The sequence below is a fragment of the Paenibacillus sp. FSL R5-0810 genome (assembly GCF_038002285.1).
Taxonomy (GTDB): domain Bacteria; phylum Bacillota; class Bacilli; order Paenibacillales; family Paenibacillaceae; genus Paenibacillus_AQ; species Paenibacillus_AQ lactis.
In genome coordinates this window covers 2,474,049-2,495,507 of the sequence record NZ_JBBOCF010000001.1, presented here as the reverse complement: position 1 = coordinate 2,495,507, position 21,459 = coordinate 2,474,049, and the positions used below count along the sequence as shown (strand labels likewise).

Below are 21,459 nucleotides of genomic sequence, written 5' to 3'. Positions count from 1 at the left end.
GGGAGAGGGAGAACATGCCGATTACTGCCGTATTGTTTGACTTGGATGATACGTTGTTGTGGGATGAACGAAGTGTGGAAGAAGCTTTTGAAGTGACAGCCGAAGCAGGTGCCGCTGCAGCTGGGGTTGATGCCAAGGAGTTGCTGAATGCGGTACGGGAAGAAGCAAGATCGCTGTACGCATCCTATGACACCTTTGCATTTACCCAGATGATCGGGATCAATCCATTCGAAGGGCTGTGGGCGAATTTTACGGCTGGGTCGCAGCCGGAATTCCGGAAATTGCAGGAGCTCGCACCGATGTATCGGAAGGAATCCTGGCGTCGCGGTCTTGCTCGTGTTGGCGTTGAGAATGAAAGCCTTGCCGAAACGCTGGCGGAGCGGTTTGCGTCAGAGCGCAGATCCAGACCCTATGTGTATGAAGAAACATTCGACGTGCTGAAGGAGCTGCAAGGAAAGGTGCAGCTGCTGCTGCTCACAAACGGCAGCCCTGATCTTCAGCAGGAAAAGCTTGATGGTGTTCCCGAGCTGGTTCCTTATTTCGATCACATTGTCATTTCAGGCGACTTCGGCAAAGGCAAGCCGGATGTGTCGATCTTCCAGCATGCGCTTGAACTGCTTGGCGCGAAGCCTGGAGAGGCTGTCATGGTCGGCGATAAGCTGACGACGGATATCAAGGGAGGCAATGCGGCCGGACTGCATACCGTTTGGATTAATCGGGTAGATCGGCCCAAGGATCCGGCCATTGTTCCGGAATTTGAGATTAAGCATCTGTCCGAGCTACACGCCATCCTGGCTGCGCTTTAAAAACGAAAATGTCAATCGATACGTCCGAAGAAGCAAATCGTTAGTGACGAGTACATATGGCACAGCCTGGACGCGGTAATCGCGAATCCGGGCTGTTTTTCTATCGAGATCTTGTCATCACGACCCGTTAAATCCCTGTGAGAAACGTCACACAATTGTAAGCTTCGTGAGATCGAAAAAAAAGGTTCTTGGGATATAATGATGGTGAGCAGATTCTGTAAGATCCGGACCATGGCGTGCAGCATACATAGGCACGATATTGTAAAGAGGTGTAGTGCATGACAAGAAGAAAGATAGCATTGATCGCGGCGATGGTATTGATGGCAGTCGCCCTTGCAGCATGTAACGAAAGTAAGGCCGATATTGATGAAGACACGCTCGCCGAGCCGATTATCGTCGATCTGACGATAAACCCGGAAACGGTTGCAGCAGGGGAGAAGGTTTTTATTGAGGCGAAGGTCACGCAGGCCGGTCAGCCTGTGGAAGACGCGGATTCGGTTGAGATCGAAGTCACCCAGGAAGGCGGAGGCTTGTCGGCAACGGTGCCGATCGAGCATGACCAGGGAGGAATATACAAGCTGGAGAAAACCTTCGACCAGCCTGGGACCTACCGCATCATATCTCATGTAACCGCGAGAGGACAGCATTCCATGCCGCTTAAGGAGCTAACGGTAACGGAATAAACGATCGGAACATTTCAAAAAGGCAGCACCGGTACGCCGTTTTCGGGTCCGTGGGCTGCCTTTTCGTATGGAAGCATTAAAAAGCGTTCATCCATCAAGCGCTGTCGATTATTGGAATTGCGGATCCGCCACCGGTGTAGCAATCCAGCCATTCTCTTCAATAAAGAGACGTACGGCCACAATTTGCTTGTTGTCCATCAGCGTGAAGAAGTGAGGCGTATTTTCCGGAACGGAAATGACATCGCCCGGCTCAAGCTCCACATTGAAATAACCTACGTCCTCGGAGCCTTTGATAATGAAAATACCTTTACCGCCTACAATCGCCCGGATTTCATCCTCGGAGTGCGTGTGTACCTCTTCGAATTTTTGGAGCAGATCCTCAAGATTCGGAGTGGATTCGGAGAGCGTGATGATATCCCAAATTTTGTAGCCGCGTCTAGCAGCCAGGTCACGAATTTCAGGATCGAATGCGTCGAGAATACGCTGCTTATCCTCATCGCTTAGCTGAAATTTCTCTTGAAGATCAGCCGGGAACTTATCCATATTCCAATGCTCGTACAGCACTTCTTGTTTTTTCAGGAATTCACGAACATTTTCTTCCCCGCTAATGCGTTCGTTCGTATTACGAATCACGATTTCTGCCATAGGTCTAACCCTCTTTCTCCAGTTGGTTTAATATGTATTATAGACGCGTCACCGCGTTTTGTCATCTGTAAATCATGAATAATACGCGCTGTGGCGCATATTTCGCCTTTTCTATTGAAAAGGATTCTGATACACTAAGATTTAACGTTTTCCGGGGAGGTTTATGAGTTGAACAAGCCTAGCTTACAGGAAGTACTGAAAGAACGAATATTAATCCTTGACGGTGCCATGGGTACGATGATCCAGCGAGAGGACCTCACGGCTGACGATTTCGGCGGCGCCGAACTGGAAGGATGCAATGAAACACTCGTCATTTACCGGCCGGATGTCATCCAGAACATTCATGAGCAGTATCTGGCTGCAGGTGCCGATTTGATCGAAACCAATACCTTTGGCGCAACGTCGGTTGTGCTGGCGGAATACGATATACCTCAGCTTGCCCGGGAAATCAACTTGGAGGCTGCACGGCTGGCTCGGGCCGCTGCCGATAAATATTCGACGCCCGAGCAGCCGCGTTATGTTGTCGGGGCAATGGGACCTACGACAAAGACGCTGTCCGTAACGGGAGGCGTAACCTTCGCGGAGCTGATCGCAAGCTATGAAGAGCAAGCGATTGCGTTAATCGAGGGCAAGGTGGATGCCCTTCTCCTGGAAACATCGCAGGATACGCTTAATGTGAAGGCAGGCAGCATTGGAATTCGCCAAGCTTTTGAGAAGACGGGCATTACGCTGCCGATCATGATTTCCGGAACGATTGAGCCGATGGGCACCACGCTCGCCGGACAGAATATAGAAGCTTTCTATATATCACTTGAGCACTTAAATCCGATCTCGATCGGTTTGAACTGCGCGACAGGACCGGAGTTCATGCGGGACCATATCCGTTCCCTGTCCGAAATGTCCCGCAGCGCCATCAGCTGCTACCCGAATGCCGGTTTACCGGATGAGAATGGCCAGTATCACGAATCCCCTGAGTCGCTGGCACAAAAAATGGCCGCATTTGCGGAAAAGGGATGGCTGAACATCGCCGGAGGCTGCTGCGGGACGACGCCGGAGCATATCAGCGCGCTGAAGGATGCCATGAGCCGGTTTAACCCGCGCCCGCTGACGGGGACGCATCTGCCGGCGTTGTCGGGCATTGAGCCGGTGTACATTGAGCAGGACAACCGTCCTTATATGGTGGGCGAGCGCACCAACGTGCTGGGCTCCCGCAAATTCAAGCGCTTGATCGTGGAAGGGAAATACGAAGAGGCTTCCGAAATAGCAAGGGCGCAGGTTAAGAATGGTGCGCATATTATCGATATTTGCGTGCAGGATCCCGACCGCGAGGAAGCGGAGGATATGGTTAAATTTTTGGAACTGGTCGCCAAGAAGGTCAAGGTTCCACTCATGATCGATACGACGGATCCGGCGGTTATTGATATCGCGCTGCAATATTCCCAGGGTAAAGCGATTATTAACTCCATTAACCTTGAAGATGGTGAAGAAAAATTCGAAAAGGTCATTCCGCTGGTCCATAAATACGGAGCTGCGGTCGTTGTTGGAACGATCGATGAGAAGGGTCAAGCGATTACCCGCGAGGACAAGCTGAAGGTTGCGAAGCGTTCGTATGACCTGCTCGTTCATAAATACGGCGTTTCGCCGGAGGATATTATTTTCGATACGCTGGTATTTCCGGTAGGAACAGGGGATGAGCAGTACATCGGATCCGCGAAGGAGACCATTGAAGGGATTCGGCTTATTAAAGAAGCGATGCCGAAGGTCCATACGATTCTTGGAATCAGCAACGTCTCTTTTGGCTTGCCGGAGGCTGGACGCGAGGTGCTGAACTCGGTATATTTATATGAATGCACCAAGGCAGGTCTTGACTACGCGATTGTCAATACCGAGAAGCTTGAGCGTTATGCGTCGATACCCGAGGAAGAGCGGAAGCTTGCGGAGGATCTGATTTATCGCACCAACGATGAGACGCTGGCGGCATTTGTTGCGGCTTTCCGGGATAAAAAGGTGGAGAAGAAAGAGAAAGTCTCCAATCTAAGCCTGGAGGAGCGCCTTGCTTCCTATGTTGTTGAAGGCTCCAAGGAAGGTTTGATTCCCGATCTCAATGAAGCGCTGAAGAAATACGGACCGCTGGACATTATCAACGGCCCGTTGATGGCTGGAATGACCGAGGTTGGCCGCCTGTTTAACAATAATGAGCTGATCGTAGCCGAGGTGCTCCAAAGCGCTGAAGTTATGAAAGCATCGGTCGCCCATCTCGAGCCTTTTATGGAAAAAAATGAGACGTCGGTTAAAGGGAAGATCATGCTGGCGACGGTGAAGGGCGATGTCCATGACATCGGCAAAAACCTGGTCGAGATCATCCTCTCCAACAATGGTTATGAAATTGTGAATTTGGGTATAAAAGTACCACCGGAGCAAATTATCGAGGCATATCGGCGCGAAAAGCCCGATGCGATCGGGTTGTCCGGACTGCTTGTAAAGTCCGCTCAACAAATGGTCCTAACCGCGCAGGATTTGAAAAACGCTGGCATCGACGTGCCGATCATGGTAGGCGGAGCGGCGTTGACGCGAAAATTCACGAAAACGCGTATTCGTCCCGAATATGACGGCATGGTGCTGTATGCAAAGGACGCGATGGAAGGTCTGGATCTGGCAAACAAGCTGAGCGACCCGCAGCAGCGGGCCGAAATGGCCAAGGATATCGAGGCCGAGATGGAGGCGGATGCCGCTGCCCCGCAGGCCGTTAAGGTTATGCCGAAGCTTTCCCAAGGGCTTCGTTCCAAAATATCAACCGAGGCGCCGGTGTATATCCCGCCGGATATGGAGCGCCATGTGCTCCGCAATTATCCGATATCGCATATTTTGCCGTATATCAACATGCAGATGCTGTTAGGACATCACCTCGGTTTAAAAGGGTCTGTTGAGCAGCTGCTGAAGGCGAATGATCCAAAGGCGGTCTCGCTGAAGGAAACGGTTGACGGAATCCTGAATGAAGCGATCCGATCGGGGATCATTCAAGCGCATGCCATGTACCGCTTCTTCCCGGCACAGGGGAGAGGCAACGACATCATCATCTATGATCCGTCGGATCATTCAAAGATTCTGCATACGTTCACGTTCCCGAGGCAGCAGGTCGAGCCTTATCTATGCTTGGCGGATTTCTTGAAGCCTGTGGACAGCGGCATTATGGACTACGTGGGCTTTCTGGTGGTCACGGCGGGTCATGGTGTCGGCAAGCTGTCCAGCCAATGGAAGGACAAGGGAGATTATCTGCGTTCCCATGCGCTTCAAGCCGTCGCGCTGGAGACAGCCGAGGGGCTTGCCGAGCGGGTCCATCATATGATGCGGGACACGTGGGGCTTCCCGGATCCGGCGGACATGACCATGAAGCAGCGTCTTGGTGCGCGATATCAGGGAATCCGGGTATCGTTTGGGTATCCGGCTTGTCCGGATCTGGAAGATCAAGAGCCGTTGTTCCGCTTAATGCAGCCTGAGGATATCGGCGTGGCGCTGACGGAAGGATTCATGATGGAGCCGGAAGCGTCCGTATCCGCAATGGTATTCAGTCATCCTGAGGCCCATTATTTTAATGTAGATAAAGCTTAACTTGACTATACCGGTGCATCCGGTTCGAAATCCTCCGACCGTTTCGGAGGATTTCTCCGGTTTGCGACCGAAAGGGAGTAGAGAGGGATGGAACTGTATTTTTTGGGAACCAATGCCGGCGTTCCTTCACTCCAGCGCAATGTTACGTCCATTGCCCTGCGTCTCCTTGAGGAACGCAGAAGCTTATGGCTGTTTGATTGCGGGGAAGGAACGCAGCATCAAATATTGAAATCCCCTCTCAAGCTGTCCAAGCTTGAAAAGGTATTCATTACACATATGCATGGGGATCATGTCTTTGGATTGCCCGGATTGCTTTCAAGCCGAGGAGCACAGGGGGTAACCGCACCCCTGACGATCTACGGTCCTCCGGGAATCAAATCGTTCATCGAAACGTCGCTCTCGATCAGCCAATCCCGTGTGCCGTATACAATGGAAATCATCGAGCACACCGGCGGAATTATTTTTGAAGACAAGTACTTCCGCGTGGAGGCCGCAGGGCTTGATCACCGAGCGGACAGCTATGGCTACCGGGTCGTGGAGAAGGATCTGCCCGGAAGCCTCGATCCCAAACGGCTGGAGGCCTATGGTTTGAAGCCGGGTCCGCAATACGGGAAGCTGAAACGAGGCGAAAGCGTAGAGCTAGGGGACGGAAGATGGATTCATCCCGCGGATGTGCTGCTTGCACCCAAGAAGGGTAGAGTTGTGACGATTCTCGGAGATACGCGTCCTTGCCCTGGAGTAGAGGTGCTCGCGAAAGATGCGGACATCCTTGTCCATGAGGCGACCTTTATGGAGGATTTGGCCGAGTTGGCTCATGAGTACTACCATAGTACGGCCAAGCAAGCGGCAGAAGCAGCGGTGCGGGCCGGCGTGAAGTCGCTGTTTTTAACGCATTTCAGCTCAAGGTATAAAGACGTGGAGCATTTGCAGCCGCTGCTGCAAGAAGCGAAGGATGTATTTGAGAATACACGGCTCGCCGAGGATTTCGGCCTGTACCCGGTGCAGCGCAGCACCTAAGCAGGCATTTCCCCAGGAAATGAAGCATTATTTTCCGGGAAAGCGCAGAATATGACAAAGCGATTGCAGAAACGATCAAGCACGGACAGCCTTCGATTTCTTTCGACCGCCCTAGAAGCGGAAGCGAAAAAAACGAAGGCTGGTTTCGTCAAACCCTTGTCGTCTATACATCGTCCATGAGGACGGAAAGGACTCGAACGGAGGATTCCTTGCAACAGGCTGTCCCCTTCTTTACAATGGTACTAGGCTGTTTCAGGATAGCGCGAAGGACAGGACGGAATCCTGCGGGTTCGGCCCAGCTATACATAATCTCATTAAGATTCGAAGAAGCTGACCTTATACGAAATGCCAACGCTTTACGATATGAATCATTCATCGGATGAAAGACAGGAATAAAGAAGGTGCATACATCAATGGAACAACCGAAAGGGATTCTGATTGATTTGGATGGAACCCTATATCATGGAAAGATGCGAATCGAAGGGGCGGATCGACTGATCCTCCGTTTGAAGGAAAGAGGCATTCCGTACTTGTTCGTAACGAATAACTCGTCTAAAACCCCGGAGCAGGTAGCAGCCCATCTTCGGGATATGGGCATACCCGCTTTACCGGAGGAGGTCTGTACCTCATCGCTAGCGGCTGCGAAGCATATTGCGGAGGAGACGCCGGGGGCGAGAGTTGCGATGCTGGGTGAGGAAGGGCTTCGGCAAGCACTGCTCGAGCAGGGGCTTCACATCGTTGAGGAATCGCCGCAGTATGTCGTTCAAGGGATCGATCGTTCGTTTGATTATAACGCGCTTGCCCGGGCCGTTCGCTGGATTCAGGAAGGTGCCGCGTCGGTATTGACCAACCCGGATTTGCTCCTTCCATCCGACGCCGGGCTGATGCCGGGAGCGGGATCGCTTGGAGCGGCCGTGGAAGCGGCGTCCGGTGTGAAGCCGCTGGTCATCGGCAAGCCTTCATCGATTCTGATGAAATTCGCCGCGGATCGTCTCGGGGTTCAGACCGAGGATATTTACGTGGTTGGAGATAATATACGCACGGATATTGCCGCAGGCGTCCACGCCGGATGCAAAACGGTACTTGTGTTAACAGGAATTACGACGGATCAAAATATGCAGTCTCATATCGACGCCGCCGGTGTTTCGCCGGAATATATTTGCCGGGATTTAGATGAAGCGGCCCGGCTGCTGTGTCCGTAGGTAACCTTATTGAATTAGCTGATGATGCTGATGGACGAAAGGGAAGATGAATCATGCCTGAACTGCCGGAAATGGAAAATTACCGAAGATTATTGACTCAGACGATCGTTAATATTCCGATCACGAATGTCGTCGTGAACCGGGAGAAATCGCTCAATGTAACGATGGAGCAATTTACGGAGGCCCTCATGGGAAGCAGGGTTATTTTTGTGGAACGAAGAGGCAAGCATCTCGTGTTTCACCTCAATAATGGTGGCCGTCTGCTGCTGCATCTCATGCTGGGCGGCATGCTGTATTTAGGACGGAAGGATGAGGAGCGCCCATCGCGTTCTACACAGGTTGAGATCACTTTTGGAGACCAGATATTGTATTTCATCGGACTCCGCCTCGGCTATTTGCATTTTCTGACGGCAAGAGAGACCGATGAGGCGCTGAAGCATCTCGGGCCGGAGCTGATGGATCGCCGGATGAACAAAGCTCGCTTTGTCGAGCTGATCGGCAAGCGCCGGGGTGCGCTGAAGAGCACCATGGTCAATCAGCAGGTGATGGCTGGAATCGGCAATTGCTATGCGGACGAAATCGCCTTTGATGCCCGGATTCATCCGCTCTCGAAAATCCAAGACCTGTCTGCAGAGGCGCTGGAGCAGCTGTATGACAGTACGGTTAAGGTGATGACGGAAGCGACGGACGGAGGGGGCTACATGGAAATGCCGTTTCAAGCCGGCGACGCCTTGACCGGATCTTACAATGACAGGTGCAAGGTATATGACCGTGAAGGAGAGCCCTGCGTCCGTTGCGGGACACCGATTATAAAAACGGAGCATACCGGGCGGAAGGTATTCTTCTGTCCGAATTGCCAGCATGAAACCTAAGCTGCGGATCGGAAGCCATGTCAGTACCCGGGGCGGGTTTCTGGCCGCCGCCCAGCATGCCCTTTCCCTGGGATCGCTGTCGTATCAGTATTTTCCGAAAAATCCGCGCAGCCTGCACTTAAAAGCACCTGATTTTACGAATGCCGCTGCATGCGCAAAATTTTGCCGCGAGCAAAATTTGGTCTCGATCGCCCATACGCCGTACCCGACGAACATGGCGACGGGGTTCACGCGCGGTGAAGAGCATTACAGGCTGACGGTGGATTCTCTCAAGAACGACCTGGTAATCGCAGAAGCCTGCGGATCCCTTGGCATCGTCGTTCATTTCGGGCACCTCAAGAGCGATAATCCGCTGGCAGGGTATCAGAATATTATCCAATGCTTGAACGACGTGCTGGCGGATTGGAAGGGACAGACCAAGCTCCTAATTGAGAATCAGGCAGGCGATCATGGTCCAATGGGCATAACGCTGGAGGAGTGCGTGAAGATTAGGCAGCTTGCGAAATACCCTGAAAAAATAGGCTTTTGTCTCGATACCTGCCACTTGTTCGCCGCAGGGGGCTGGGATCCATCCAATACGGAGGAGCTGCTTGCCAGAGGACGCTCGCTGCAGTATTGGGAGCATCTGATTGCAGTGCACCTTAATGATTCAAAATACGGTGCCGGCTCCAGGAAAGACCGCCATGCCCGGATCGGTCAAGGGAAGATCGGTGCGGACGCGCTGAAACAGCTTGCGCTGGCGCCTGAAATTGCCGGCAAGGCACTTGTTCTGGAAAGCGAAAAAGGACCGGACGGTACGCATCGGGAAGATATCGCCACGGTATTGTCCTGGTCTTAAATCAAGGGAGAGTAGGCAATGAAGATCCATCTATATTTGGATGACTGGCGCCCCCATCCGAAAGGATTTGCTTTGGCGCGAAACGGGGAAGAATGTCTGATGATGCTCCGCGAATGTGAAGTGGACGTGCTGTCTCTGGATTATGAGCTGGGACACGATCAGATGAACGGTGGTGACGTGGTGGCGGCCATGATCGCTGAGAAGCTGCGCGCAAAAGAAATATACCTCCATACATCGAGTCCATACGGCCGCCGCAAAATGTACGAAATGCTCTATGAGCATATGCCGGAGGATGTCCGTGTCCATAATGGACCGATGCCGGAAGCGCTGATCCGCGAGATCGCCGAGGGAACGAGATGAAGGCAGTGACGGAGCGGGAATTGCTGGATCGGCTGGAGTGGCTCGAGAGGCTTGCCGGCAGAAAGATGGAAGGCGAGCCGGTCGTAGTCTTTCTGCACACGCCATTCTGCGGTACGTGCGCGGCAGCCCGCAAAATGCTCCATATCGTGGAGCATATTCTCCCGGACGTGGAGATTTTGGAGGCCGATGTCAACTTCCTTCCTGCGGTTGTAAACCGGTATCAGATTCGAAGCGTGCCTGCCTTGATGACGGCCGGCAGCACGCCGAATAAGGAGCCAGAAGTGCTGTACCGGATGGGATCGGTCGAGGATATTTTGAACTTTGTCAGGAGGGTGAAGCCATGATCAAGATGCAGTATGTATCTCTGGTTCGCGGAGAACGCCAAATCCTGCATGATGTTTCGTTGACGGTGCGGCCGGGAGAGCATTGGGTTATTCTGGGGAGGAACGGCTCCGGAAAAACGACGCTCCTCGAGCTGATGACCGGCTATCAGTTTCCCAGCAGCGGTAGGATTGAGGTGCTCGGGAATGTGTATGGTCAATGCGACGTCCGGGAGGTCCGCAAGGAAATCGGCTATATCAGCCAATCGTTAATGGAGAAGCTGACGCTGCATGATCCGGTATGGGAGGTTGTGTCCACAGGCGCCTATGCGTTCTTGCGGTTTTATCAGGAAATCCCGGCAGATGTCCGCGGTAAGGCTTACGCTCTGCTAGAGGAGATGGGCTTTGGACACCTGGCCGAACAGCCGCTTGGCACCTTATCTCAAGGGGAACGGAAAAAGGTGATGCTGGCACGTGCCTTAATGCATGACCCGAAGCTTTTAATTTTGGATGAGCCTTGTGCCGGCCTGGATCTGTACGAGCGCGAGCTAATGCTGGAGGAGATTGGCCGATTAGGAAAACGGGACGTTGCCGTCATTTACGTAACCCATCATATTGAGGAGATTGTCCCGTTATTCACCCATGTAGCGCTAATTAAGGAAGGACGGCTTGAAGGATCCGGCCTGAAGGAAGACGTATTGAACAGCGAACTTATTAAACAAACTTATGATATCGACGCCCGGCTGGAATGGGAAAGCGGTCGTCCCTGGATCAAAGTTATTTCTGGAGGTTAATCCGATTGGACGAATGGAATGTGAATGATGAGCGGGAGCAGCAACAGGATTTCCACAGCAAGCTGGTATGCACGGCGAATCACGGTTTCGCCCCCTATGCCCAAGAGGAGCTGCGCCGGATGTTCGGCAGCTTGAAAAGCTCCGTGTTAATACCCGGCGAAGTATTTCTCGTTACATTGGCAAGATCCGTAGAAGAGGCGGTGAGGATGATTCAATCCCAGCCTCCAATATTTCTGAGGCATCTGTTTCCAGTGAATGTTGAGCTGCCTGCCGGTCAAGCGGAAGAAGCGCTTAACGAGGCGGAGCGGTATTTGCTGAATCGCGATGAGATTGGCAGGAGCCGGGTTGCGATCCAGATCCGGAAGAGTGAAAATAGCTCATGGACGGATAGTCCGGGGGCGTTACGCGATATGCTGCAAAGCCGATTGTCAGCGCTTGAGCTTGAATTTACCGTACAGGAGCCGAAGTGGATCATCTCAATCTTTGCCGATGAAGAAACCTGGTATTTGGGCGTATCGAAACCCGAGGACAATTTGTCCGACTGGAACGGAGGTGCTGTTCGCTTCCAACGCGAGGAGGGTCAGATCTCCAGAGCAAAGTTTAAGCTTCTCGAAGCCGAAAAGCAGTTCGGGATTCCTTTCCGCAGCTTCCGCCGAGCATTGGATATCGGTGCAGCCCCCGGCGGTTGGACCTCGTTTTTACTGGAGCAAGGCTTGGAGGTGACGGCTGTGGATCCGGCGCGCATGCACCCTTCCTTAGAGGGGAACCGGATGCTTCGGGTCATTCATAAAAATGCGGCGGACGTATCCTTTAGGGAGCAGGAGTTCGATCTGCTGGTCTGCGATATGAGCTGGAGTCCGAAGCAAATGGCCAGATTGGTGACAGGCCTGCTGTACAGTCTTCAGACTGGAGGGACGGCCGTCATTACCGTCAAGCTCCTGACCAAGAAGCCAATGGCGCTCATTAAGGAGATTATCGCGGTATTTGAGGAAGCCCGGATGCAGATTCAGGGTGCGAAGCAGCTGTTCCACAACCGGGATGAGATCACGCTCTATATGATTAAGTATTAAAAAAGTCTTTACAAATGAGATCAACCTGGTCTATAATGATTCCAAAATTAACCAAACAACCAAAGGGAAAGCATCCCGTTTCGTATCGATTATCGATACGACGGCGTGCCTTCCCTTTTTTTGTTGCCTATGCAAGGCGAAGGAGTGGACGAAGAATGACGCATGCTTCGAGATTGGTGCACGGCGAAGTGCTGGGCGGACGCTATGCGATTGATCGCGTTATCGGCCAAGGAGGCATGAGCTGTGTATATTTGGCGGAAGATTTGAAGCTCCCAGGAAAACGATGGGCGGTGAAGGAAAGCCAGTCCGAGCCGGCCATGCAGCGCACGGTCGAGGAGGAAGCTCGGCTGCTGGTCAAGCTCAACCATCCCCGCCTGCCGCGGATCGTCGATTTTTTTCGTACTGAAGACACCGGTTGCACCTATTTGGTGATGGATTATATTGACGGTGTAACCTTGGAGAAGTATTTCCGGGAGCGGCGGGCGGATGTCCCGCCCGAGTTTATCATGTCCCTTGCAGATCAGCTGCTGGAAGTCTTGGCTTATTTGCACAGCCATGAGCCGCAGGTCATATTCAGGGACTTAAAACCATCGAACATTATGTTGACGAGAATGCTGGAGGTCCGATTGATTGACTTCGGGATCGCCCGTAGCTATAAGTTGGCCGGAAGCGAGGATACAGTTAAGCTCGGCACGGTCGGGTTTGCGGCACCGGAGCAGTATGGGGGGAGGCAAAGTGATGCGAGATCAGACTTGTATGGTCTAGGCGCATTGCTGCTGTACCTTGCGACTGCAGGCCGATTCACCGAATGGATCACCGGCGTGGAGCGGCATATTCGGGGAGACTTGCCGAGAGAAATGGTGCCGGTGATCCGAAAGCTGCTGCAGTATGCGCCCGAGCAGAGGTACCAGTCGACAGACGAGGTTCGCAAAGCGTTATTCCGCCAGCGAACGTTTGCCGCCGTTCAGGAGCCCAGCCCGGGTTCTGCAGCCGGAACGCTGGTTGCGGCGGTTCTAGGCGCATCGCCGGGTGTTGGCACGACGCATACCTGCATCGCACTTGGACATTTCCTGGCAACGAAATACGGTAAAGTCGCAGTCGTAGAGATGAGTGTTAAAGCCAATGCCTTCAGCCGCATTCAGGACATTGCCGAAGGGGGGCAGGGAGGGACTAGCCGAACGTTTGAGCTGAACGGCATAGATTTCTGGCGACAAACCTCCAGGGGCGAAGTGATCCGAGTGCTCGGAGGGTGCTATGAAGCGGTCGTGCTGGATTTGGGAGCCTACCGGGATAGCGAGCGGCTGGAGGAGTTTCTTCGCGCGGATTTGCCGATCGTAATCGGCTCGGGGGCGGAGTGGAGGCAGCATGACTTAGTGACCTTGGCCCGGATGCTGTCCAGACATCCTCAGCCGCATCGGATCTACGCGCTGCCGCTTGCAGGTGAGGATTCCGTTTATCGGGTGAAGCGTGCGCTCGAAACGGAGAAGGTGGTCGCGCTTCCGCTACAGCTGGACCCTTTCGAAATGCTGGAGGATAGCGAGCGTACATACGCCGGAATTTGCCGGGATTTTATACCAACAACCGGGCGGAAACGCAAATTTCTCTTCCGCAAGAAATGACCGGATTATCGAGAAGGAGATGAAGCAATGCCGATAATTAGACGGCGCAGCCGTAAGCTGATCGCAGCGGGACTGGCGGGGGCGGCTGTGATGGGGGCGGTAGGTGGCGGCACTATGATGTATTTTGTAGAAGACATGAAAGAGAAGCAGGGTATGGAGCGCTCCAAATACGAGCAGCGGATCACCGAGCTCGAACAGTCCCAGCTGCTGCATTTGAACACGATGAAGACGGCTTGGGTTCCACTGAAGGATATCCCGCCCGGACATCGGATTGAAGCGAAGGACCTAAAGGAGGTTCGCCTTCCAGCCGACGCTGCACCAGCGAATTTAGCGTCGCTTAAGGATGAGGTCGAAGGCAAGGGAGCCAAGATCGGCCTGCTGAAAGGAACACCCATTACCCGATCGATGCTGTTCGAAGAAGCGCCGACGCCGGACGATCTCAGACACCGCGAGATGAAAGCCGTGTACCTGCCAAGCAATTTAATCAAAGGGGACGTTGTTGATATCAGGGTCCAATTCCCGACGGGCCAGGATTACATTGTTTTATCCAAGAAGAAAATTGATAAGCTGCAGACTCCTGCCTTCTGGACGACCTTGAGCGAGCAAGAGATTCTACTTCTATCGAGCGCGCTGGTGGATGCATACCTGCACCAGGCCACCATCTATGCGCTGACTTATGTCGAGCCTGAGCTGCAGGCGAAGGCAATTCCGACCTATCCACCGAATGAGGAGGTGGCGAAGCTGATCGCAAGCGACCCGAATATCGTCCAGAGGGCCGAGAAGCAGCTGGAGACAGCGGTACGGAGATTACTAGAGGAGGATTTACGCGAAAGGAATACGGAACAGCAGGTTCAAATGAGCGAGATTCACGATGTACCGGCTTTGGCCGGAACGGCGAGGAGTCCTGATTCCTGGAGCCCAGCAAGCAGCGGCGGGCAGACCACTAGCGACAGGAGCACTGGATCTTTTCCAGCCGGCGGGAGCGAGGAGGTGAATGAGCCTCGTGTCGAGAGGGACGTTGAGGCCGAGCAAATATTGGGAGGCTATGGATTGGAGACTTCCGCATCGACAGCGGCTGAAGGCACCCAAGATGATGAGCTGATATTTTCCTCTCCGTAATCTGGTGGAGTGAACGAGTAATATGAAGGGGGCAGCATGCGTGAAAAAGTGGATATTTACGGGGATATGCGACAAAAGCGACCTGCTATTGTATATGTGCAAAATACTAACTCATGGCGACAAAAGGGTTCTGCTTGTGGATGCCGCGCTGGATGCAAAGTATAGGTACTGTATCGGATACCAGCACCCGCAGCTTCCTGTTACGGAGTTCGCCGGGTTCGACGTGGCCGGAGGGTTCGCTACACTTTCCAGTCTTGAGCAACATTTGCTCAATGAGGACGAAAAGGACTACGACTACATCCTTATGGATGTGGAGAGAGCCGATTTTCTACATCCTGGCGATTGGCTGGACGCCGATGCTTGTATCTGGGTTAGCGGATTCGATCTGACGGGTCTGAAGAGAAGCGCGTCTCTGCTGGAGGAATTAAGTGGACAGTGGTCGGATCAAGTCTCCCCCTCGTTTCACCGTGTGTATTTGAATGTGATCGAGGATATGACGGATGAAGCCTATATTGAAGGCTATCTGAATCCGGGCAGGATGGCCTGGCTGGGCCAGCCGGTAAAAATGCCGTGGGACGAGCTGTTCTTTGGCTTGAAAATTCAAAATGAGCATGCGGGGAGATTGGTTCTGAAGCCTCTGTCCAGGCATTACAAGCGCTCCTTGATCGAGCTGATTCTTCAACTGTCCGAATGGGATCGCAGGCATGTTCGACGAGCCATGAGGCATGCGGAGAGGAGACGCGCATGAGTCTAGTTGCTGTTTGGAGTCCGTTGAATGGCGGTACCGGGAGCACAATGCTGGCCGCCGCGCTGCCAATCGTGCTAGCAATGGAATATCAGACGCGAGTCCTGCTGACCCATGGCGGACATGCCGGCGAACGGGTCGAGTTGGCATTTTCCGATCGTAAGGAAATGATGGACAATGCGCTTTCGTTCCACGATAACGGCATGGATGCTCTGGAGCGTCTTAGCACAAGCGGCAGACTGAATCCGGAAAATGTTCGTAATTATTCGGTTCCGCTTATCGCCGGGCGTCTGGATCTGCTGGGTGGGTCCCGGGTATTGAGGACAGACTTAAGTGCGAATGAGCAGGGGGCTACCTTGATGTCGAGGGTTCTGGAGGCATCCCGGCATAGCCATGATGTTACGGTAGCCGACGCAGGCAATGGTGCTCCAGGCGCTGCCGACCGGGCAATCTTAAATGCCGCCGACCTTGTTGTCATCGGTATGAATCAGAACCTGCATCTATTGGAGACGGTTCTTTCCAAGGGAGGATTGCCGGATGAAGTTAAGGAGAAGCCTTGCTTCTACAGCATCGGCCGATATGACCGGGAATGCAGTGCAACCTTGCAGAATATCAAGCGGCGTTTTGGCCTGAAAGGATATGCGGCTGGGGTGCCTTACTGCTCCGGAATGACGGATGCGTGGAATACGAGAAACGTATTAATGTACATGCAGCGCAGCCGCGGAGGATACGGACGAAAAAGATGGAATTCACTGTACTTGGCCATGCAGGGATTGGCACAAGGGATTGCGGAGGAGTGCGGACTCCCAGCCGTTCCGGCGAAAGCGAGGGCTATGCATGCTCTTGGGTAGCGCGATGAATATGGTGTGGATCATCGTTATCCTCCTATTTTTGCTGCTGCTGGTCTATTTGCGGTATCTGGAGAGAAAAGGGGCTCCTTCAGCGGTAGTCCATGACACCGATCCATACTCTATACCGGCGATGACAGCATTCGTGAAAGAAACGCTCCATCAGCTGACCCACAGTCAATTATCCGACCTGGGCTTGCATGAGGAGGAATACCGCCGGAGGTTGAATAAGCGAAGCGAGCTGCGGCGGGCGCTTAAGGGATGCGTAACCGGGGACGTGCTGGATAAAGCCTACGTGAAGGATTTCATGAAGGAGCTGCTCGTGAACAATCTGGGCGTGAACGAAACCAATATCGATCAGGCAATCCCTTTTGAGCACCCAGCCATCCTAACTCCGCAGGACCAGTTTGAGATTATCCTGTATTTGTATAAACAGAATCATGGGCAGGACGCTTTGTCCATGCTGCTCGAGACCTATGATCTTGCACGCCCGCGTGTATTGCCTGGCTATGGCAACGACAGTGTCTATGCCGTCACAGCCGATGATATTGCCTATATCTATGAGTCGGAGCAGCGCCCGCTTCGGTTTCAGGAGAAGCTGGACATTGTGGTGCAGCGTATTTACCAGGAGTATAAGGGCTTTTCCGTCATCGATGAACTCCGGGACCAGCGCATAGACGGGGTCAGCGGAGGGGTCAGCGGCGTACTCGAAGACAGCCGTATGGAAGCATTTCCTTACGGGCACGATGGGTTCGGATGGGGGAGGGGGAACTTGGAACAGGAACAGCAGGCCACCGGCTGTGAAAGCGTCTGGGTGTTCTACCGCGGGATTTCCTTGCATTTATCCTTCCTGTCTTTCGGGAGCATGTTGGAGCTGAAACGGGTCTGCCAAAATATTTATAAATATAACCATCCCGGCCAATTATCGGAGGCAAGCGGGTATAAGGTGAACGAAATGAAGGACGGATCGAGGGTTGTGGTGGTTAGACCTCCTTTTGCAGAATCGTGGGCTTTTTTTGTCCGTAAATTCGATCTGCCCAAAGCCTCGCTGGATCAGCTGATAACAGGAGACGGGTCGGAGCTCGCGGTCGGACTGCTTCAATATTTAATGAAGGGAAGCCGGATCACAGCGATTACAGGTGCGCAAGGCTCCGGCAAAACGACCCTTCTAATGGCAATGGTTGGGCATATCTATGCTACCTACACCCTTCGGGTTCAAGAGATGGCATTTGAGCTTCATTTGCGCAAAATTTACAGCAGACGGAACATTCTCAGCTTTAGGGAAACGGAGCATATAACCGGGCAAGCAGGTCTTGATCTCCAGAAAAAAACGGACGGAACGGTCAATATCCTGGGGGAAGTCGCCAGTGATGAGGTTGCGGCATGGATGATCCAGATGTCGCAGGTAGCCAGCCTATTCACCGTATTTACCCATCATGCCAAGACTTTCAAAGACCTGGTTCAATCTCTTCGCAACTCGCTATTGAAGAGCGGGGTGTTTAGGCAGGAACGAATTGCTGAGGAACAAGTTGCCGGTGTCATAAACTTTGATATTCATCTTAAGCGCGATGCTTTCGGCAATCGATATATCGAACGGATTACCGAGTGCATTCCTCTGGATCGGGGGATTCATCGTAGCGGTCGCCTCACCGCTTCCCTCGATATCGAACAGGAAACGATGGAAGGTCAGCCGGAACCTGAGCTTCAGCTTGATGATGCGGGGGCTTGTTATATATCGCGCAACGTGATCGAGTATCGAAACGGGGCTTACGTACCAGCTGCGCGCTTGACGGATCGCAGCATTCGCGAAATGACCGAGCAGATGCAGTCGGAGGATGCAAGCCGGTTCAGAGCGTTCCTTGCGGCAGGTTGGGGGGAGTCAGTTGGCACTTAAACCTATTTTGATGATTGTGTTCTTGCTGTCGCTGGCCTGCTTCGCAATTGCTTTTGGGATATCGGCTTGGATCAGCCGCAGTAAGCGGCGATCACAGATTGGCCCTTCCAATACAAGCAAGGGCGAAGGCAAAACGCTGCGCGAGTTGTATCGGCAGTGGGCACAGCTTGCCTATCAATACGGGATAAAATTGCCGTTCATCAAATCTTACATCCAGCGCATCCGGCAGCGGATCGTCCTTATCCATCCATATGATGAAATTGCACTTCGCTACGAGACCATGAAGCTGACCTTGGCAATTACAGGAACGATCGGTTTGACGGCGCTGCTGCTTATATGGAGCCGTCCGGATTGGAGCTTTATCGTCATTGTCTTGATGGCTGCGGTCGTTATCAGCAATATGCTGGTTGAAATGTTTATCCTAAGGCTTGAACGGAAACTGTTAGGACAGGCCGTCGAATTGTTTTCTGTCGTCCGCCATCATTACCAGCAGCACGGCATGGTAGAAGAGGCACTGTACGAAGCGGCTGAGAGCGCCGGGCATGAAATCTCCCTGCATGCCAACCGGATCTACAATGCTCTAGTATCGCAAGATCCTGACGACGCGCTTGAGCGTTATTATGAAATTGCTCCGAACCGGTATCTGAAAGCATTTGCCGGGATCTCCCATCTTGTGATGGAGTTCGGAGATCAGGCACGAAAACAAGGCTCGATCTATTTGCAGGGATTGAGCGGATTGTCCAAGGAAATTCAGCTCGATATCTTGAGAAGGGATAAGCTCGACTACCTGATGAAGGGATTGCATGTTATTGCCCTGGCACCGGTTTTTTTTACCAAGCCGATTGAACGGTGGGCGAGAAGCAGCTTCCCCTCCATGGATGAATTTTATATGAGCAAGCTCGGCTTTGTGACGAAGATATCCATTTACGTCATTATCGTAATTTCCTATATCCTGCTCCAGAAGCTTCAGCAGCACCGGGAGACGGACTATCGTGCCGGATTGGAACGCCCTTCCTGGGAGGAGCGGTTATATCGAGTTCCTATTGTCAGAGCCCTTGTCCGCATGGCGGCCCCGGGAATCGGGACAAGCATCTTTCACCGCCAGCTGCGCTTATTGAAGGAAAGCAATGCGCGAATCAAATTCGAATGGCTGTATGTGAGGAGATTGATGCTGTTCTTTATGGTTTTCATCCTATCGTTGAGCTTGGCCATTGGTCTGCATGTGCAAGCAAGGCATCATTTGCTCTATACCCCGGTCCCTCCCCATCCATCTTTGTTTGGTCAGATGAACGAAGTGGAGCGCGTTCAAGCAGAGAAGACAGCAGAACAGGATCGGAACGTGATGAGAAGGATAGGCATGTCTCCTGATGCGACCCCTGAACAAGTACGGAATGGGATCAGCCAATCCGGACATACGGGATTATCCGCAGAGCAGATGGATGCCGCGGTGAAGCGCATATTGTCCAAGATTAGCCGATATGAAGGAGAGTATCTAAGATGGTGGGAGCTGCTGTTTTCACTGTGCTTGGGCTGGCTCGCCTATTGCTCGCCGCTGTGGCTGCTGTATTTTCACCGCAAAGTGCGCAATATGGAGATGCGGCATGAAGTATATCAATTCCAGACGGTTATTTCGATCCTTCGCGGAATGGAGCGTATCTCGGTTGAAGGAATCCTCGAATGGATCAACCGTTTTGCTGTCATATTTAAGGTTCCGATCCAGAAATGCCTGCTTCATTATGAGCATGGTGCCCAGATGGCGCTGGAGGAGTTGAAGGAGGACGTATGGTTTCCCGAATTTCAACGATTGGTGGACAAGCTTCTGCTCGCCATGGACAAAGTGCCGATCAAAGACGTGTTTGATGATCTTGAGGGGGAGATGATCTTCAGCTTTGAGCAGCGCAAGCAGCAATATGAGGCCATGATCGACACCAAGGCTGCATGGGCAAGGATGATCGGTTTTACCCCGATGTATGCTCTGATCTTTATGTATCTCGTCATTCCATTAATCGGGATGAGCTTCACCCAGATGGAAGTTTATTATGAACAGATTCAACGGCTTTGAACGAGGGATGGAACGGAGCTCGCAAATGGCTGTCTCAACAAAAGTATAAAAATATGTAAAGAAATGAGGAGAATCAAATGAATAACGCTTCGTCTGCTTTAAAAGTCGCTGCCGGAATTTTTCTGACCATTGCCTTGATCACGATCGTAGTCATCCTGTTTATTTCTGCACAAGAAGCTACCAAAACGGCGCAAAACAACTTCTCGGACATTCAGACCGAGCTGTCGCAAGCCGCATTCACCGTATATGACGGCACGACGATTAGCGGCTCGCAAGTGACAAACGCGCTGCGCAAGTATAAGGATAAAGATCAATTCGGCATATTTATCGCTACTGGCAAGAATAGAGCGGGACAATGGTACGGGAATGTGCTGGATAACAGCGGGATGATTCTGAATCCGGATTCGAGGCAGGGCAATATCAGCTTGACCATGAACGAGAAGAGCGCGGAGTATGTAAATCCAAGCGGGAAGTTTCAGGCGAGTATCGTAAAGGATGATTCCAACGTGATCCGGGGGATCAAATTTATTCAGTAGATTGGGATAGAGGGTGATAGGATTGCGCGAGCAAACGATCCGTGCGATAGAGCTCGCAGCCGGGCTGGGTCTTTTTTTGAGCGCCTGCTTGTATGCCATGACCATGCTGTCCGTACTTGACTCCGGATTGACGGCGGCAGCCGCGATGACGGAGGAGCAAAATGTCGGGGTATCTTCGTTTTCAGCCGTATCTGAATCAATTGAACCATATTTTACGGGCAGTGAGGTGCTGTTTACGCTTCGCGAAGTACAGTCAGGGCAGCTTGAAGCGGTTATAGACGGGTTGCGGTTCGCTCCAGGGACCGAGCTCGAATCGATGGATCTCTCGGTTATCGATTTGGATGGCCGTTATGCGGCGGACTACCACCGGGAAAGCAACGGGGCGGTGGACTTAATTCGGTTTGTTAAAGTGAGGTAGGG

At 52.5% G+C, this 21,459-nt stretch carries 20 protein-coding genes; 19 read left to right on the top strand and 1 reads right to left on the bottom strand.

Translation table 11 applies throughout. From position 1 onward, the window contains the following. The first annotated feature begins 14 nt into the window (after positions 1-14). Together MKX76_RS11235 and MKX76_RS11230 are read left to right on the top strand one after the other, a co-directional pair. A complete protein-coding gene (locus tag MKX76_RS11235; protein WP_007129971.1) occupies positions 15-806 on the top strand; it encodes an HAD family hydrolase in 792 nt (263 codons plus the stop codon). A gap of 278 nt (positions 807-1,084) precedes the next feature. Further along, complete coding sequence (locus MKX76_RS11230) at positions 1,085-1,489, top strand: FixH family protein (protein ID WP_007129972.1); 405 nt, start codon at positions 1,085-1,087, stop codon at positions 1,487-1,489. Between the two features lie 108 nt (positions 1,490-1,597). Here the strand turns inward: MKX76_RS11230 and MKX76_RS11225 are convergent, their stop codons facing one another. Then, on the bottom strand, positions 1,598-2,134 hold the full coding sequence (locus MKX76_RS11225; protein WP_007129973.1) for a cupin domain-containing protein: 537 nt from the start codon (positions 2,132-2,134) through the stop codon (positions 1,598-1,600). 168 nt (positions 2,135-2,302) lie between these two features. Between MKX76_RS11225 and metH the strand changes: the two genes are divergently transcribed. The 17 genes from metH to MKX76_RS11140 all read left to right on the top strand — a co-directional run bounded on the left by metH (position 2,303) and on the right by MKX76_RS11140 (position 21,457). Then, on the top strand, positions 2,303-5,743 hold the full coding sequence (gene metH / locus MKX76_RS11220; RefSeq protein ID WP_007129974.1) for a methionine synthase: 3,441 nt from the start codon (positions 2,303-2,305) through the stop codon (positions 5,741-5,743). A gap of 87 nt (positions 5,744-5,830) precedes the next feature. Then, positions 5,831-6,760: a ribonuclease Z gene (gene rnz, locus MKX76_RS11215; RefSeq protein WP_007129975.1), complete on the top strand. Its 930-nt coding sequence runs from the start codon at positions 5,831-5,833 to the stop codon at positions 6,758-6,760. A gap of 413 nt (positions 6,761-7,173) precedes the next feature. After that, positions 7,174-7,962 carry a TIGR01457 family HAD-type hydrolase gene (locus MKX76_RS11210; protein WP_007129976.1) on the top strand — a complete coding sequence of 263 codons (789 nt, stop codon included), beginning with the start codon at positions 7,174-7,176 and terminating at the stop codon, positions 7,960-7,962. Between the two features lie 53 nt (positions 7,963-8,015). Further along, positions 8,016-8,834: a DNA-formamidopyrimidine glycosylase gene (gene mutM / locus MKX76_RS11205; RefSeq protein ID WP_007129977.1), complete on the top strand. Its 819-nt coding sequence runs from the start codon at positions 8,016-8,018 to the stop codon at positions 8,832-8,834. Beyond that, positions 8,824-9,672 carry a deoxyribonuclease IV gene (locus MKX76_RS11200; protein ID WP_007129978.1) on the top strand — a complete coding sequence of 283 codons (849 nt, stop codon included), beginning with the start codon at positions 8,824-8,826 and terminating at the stop codon, positions 9,670-9,672. Before mutM ends, MKX76_RS11200 begins: the two co-directional genes overlap by 11 nt. Before the next feature lie 18 nt (positions 9,673-9,690). Further along, positions 9,691-10,032 (top strand): cyclic-phosphate processing receiver domain-containing protein, encoded by a 342-nt coding sequence (locus MKX76_RS11195; protein WP_007129979.1) that lies wholly within the window; start codon positions 9,691-9,693, stop codon positions 10,030-10,032. Further along, a complete protein-coding gene (locus MKX76_RS11190) occupies positions 10,029-10,376 on the top strand; it encodes a thioredoxin family protein (RefSeq protein ID WP_007129980.1) in 348 nt (115 codons plus the stop codon). Before MKX76_RS11195 ends, MKX76_RS11190 begins: the two co-directional genes overlap by 4 nt. Next, complete coding sequence (locus tag MKX76_RS11185) at positions 10,373-11,146, top strand: ABC transporter ATP-binding protein (RefSeq protein WP_341033768.1); 774 nt, start codon at positions 10,373-10,375, stop codon at positions 11,144-11,146. Before MKX76_RS11190 ends, MKX76_RS11185 begins: the two co-directional genes overlap by 4 nt. A 5-nt stretch (positions 11,147-11,151) precedes the next feature. Beyond that, positions 11,152-12,216, top strand: a complete 1,065-nt coding sequence (locus MKX76_RS11180) for an SAM-dependent methyltransferase (protein ID WP_028403538.1) — start codon at positions 11,152-11,154, stop codon at positions 12,214-12,216. 155 nt (positions 12,217-12,371) lie between these two features. Continuing rightward, on the top strand, positions 12,372-13,835 hold the full coding sequence (locus MKX76_RS11175; protein WP_028403537.1) for a serine/threonine protein kinase: 1,464 nt from the start codon (positions 12,372-12,374) through the stop codon (positions 13,833-13,835). 27 nt (positions 13,836-13,862) lie between these two features. Beyond that, positions 13,863-14,954: an SAF domain-containing protein gene (locus MKX76_RS11170; RefSeq protein WP_028403536.1), complete on the top strand. Its 1,092-nt coding sequence runs from the start codon at positions 13,863-13,865 to the stop codon at positions 14,952-14,954. A gap of 40 nt (positions 14,955-14,994) precedes the next feature. Continuing rightward, complete coding sequence (locus tag MKX76_RS11165; protein ID WP_341033767.1) at positions 14,995-15,702, top strand: hypothetical protein; 708 nt, start codon at positions 14,995-14,997, stop codon at positions 15,700-15,702. Further along, positions 15,699-16,550 (top strand): hypothetical protein, encoded by an 852-nt coding sequence (locus MKX76_RS11160; protein ID WP_007129986.1) that lies wholly within the window; start codon positions 15,699-15,701, stop codon positions 16,548-16,550. The genes MKX76_RS11165 and MKX76_RS11160 overlap by 4 nt, the downstream gene beginning before the upstream one ends. Next, a complete protein-coding gene (locus MKX76_RS11155) occupies positions 16,537-18,441 on the top strand; it encodes an ATPase, T2SS/T4P/T4SS family (protein ID WP_028403533.1) in 1,905 nt (634 codons plus the stop codon). Before MKX76_RS11160 ends, MKX76_RS11155 begins: the two co-directional genes overlap by 14 nt. Continuing rightward, positions 18,431-20,503, top strand: coding sequence for a hypothetical protein (locus tag MKX76_RS11150; protein ID WP_028403532.1), 2,073 nt, complete (start codon positions 18,431-18,433; stop codon positions 20,501-20,503). Before MKX76_RS11155 ends, MKX76_RS11150 begins: the two co-directional genes overlap by 11 nt. 77 nt (positions 20,504-20,580) lie before the next feature. Then, positions 20,581-21,039: a hypothetical protein gene (locus tag MKX76_RS11145; protein WP_007129989.1), complete on the top strand. Its 459-nt coding sequence runs from the start codon at positions 20,581-20,583 to the stop codon at positions 21,037-21,039. A gap of 22 nt (positions 21,040-21,061) precedes the next feature. Then, on the top strand, positions 21,062-21,457 hold the full coding sequence (locus MKX76_RS11140) for a hypothetical protein (protein WP_028403531.1): 396 nt from the start codon (positions 21,062-21,064) through the stop codon (positions 21,455-21,457). The last annotated feature ends 2 nt before the right edge of the window (positions 21,458-21,459 follow it).

Bases quoted from the DNA above. Each gene is read 5' to 3' on its own strand.
- MKX76_RS11170 (WP_028403536.1), top strand. From the start codon at position 13,863: ATGCCGATAATTAGACGGCGCAGCCGTAAGCTGATCGCAGCGGGACTG.
- MKX76_RS11235 (WP_007129971.1), top strand. From the start codon at position 15: ATGCCGATTACTGCCGTATTGTTTGACTTGGATGATACGTTGTTGTGG.
- MKX76_RS11230 (WP_007129972.1), top strand. From the start codon at position 1,085: ATGACAAGAAGAAAGATAGCATTGATCGCGGCGATGGTATTGATGGCA.
- MKX76_RS11210 (WP_007129976.1), top strand. From the start codon at position 7,174: ATGGAACAACCGAAAGGGATTCTGATTGATTTGGATGGAACCCTATAT.
- MKX76_RS11195 (WP_007129979.1), top strand. From the start codon at position 9,691: ATGAAGATCCATCTATATTTGGATGACTGGCGCCCCCATCCGAAAGGA.
- MKX76_RS11160 (WP_007129986.1), top strand. From the start codon at position 15,699: ATGAGTCTAGTTGCTGTTTGGAGTCCGTTGAATGGCGGTACCGGGAGC.
- MKX76_RS11145 (WP_007129989.1), top strand. From the start codon at position 20,581: ATGAATAACGCTTCGTCTGCTTTAAAAGTCGCTGCCGGAATTTTTCTG.
- MKX76_RS11225 (WP_007129973.1), bottom strand. From the start codon at position 2,134: ATGGCAGAAATCGTGATTCGTAATACGAACGAACGCATTAGCGGGGAA.
- MKX76_RS11185 (WP_341033768.1), top strand. From the start codon at position 10,373: ATGATCAAGATGCAGTATGTATCTCTGGTTCGCGGAGAACGCCAAATC.
- MKX76_RS11155 (WP_028403533.1), top strand. From the start codon at position 16,537: ATGCTCTTGGGTAGCGCGATGAATATGGTGTGGATCATCGTTATCCTC.
- rnz (WP_007129975.1), top strand. From the start codon at position 5,831: ATGGAACTGTATTTTTTGGGAACCAATGCCGGCGTTCCTTCACTCCAG.
- mutM (WP_007129977.1), top strand. From the start codon at position 8,016: ATGCCTGAACTGCCGGAAATGGAAAATTACCGAAGATTATTGACTCAG.
- MKX76_RS11190 (WP_007129980.1), top strand. From the start codon at position 10,029: ATGAAGGCAGTGACGGAGCGGGAATTGCTGGATCGGCTGGAGTGGCTC.
- MKX76_RS11200 (WP_007129978.1), top strand. From the start codon at position 8,824: ATGAAACCTAAGCTGCGGATCGGAAGCCATGTCAGTACCCGGGGCGGG.
- MKX76_RS11175 (WP_028403537.1), top strand. From the start codon at position 12,372: ATGACGCATGCTTCGAGATTGGTGCACGGCGAAGTGCTGGGCGGACGC.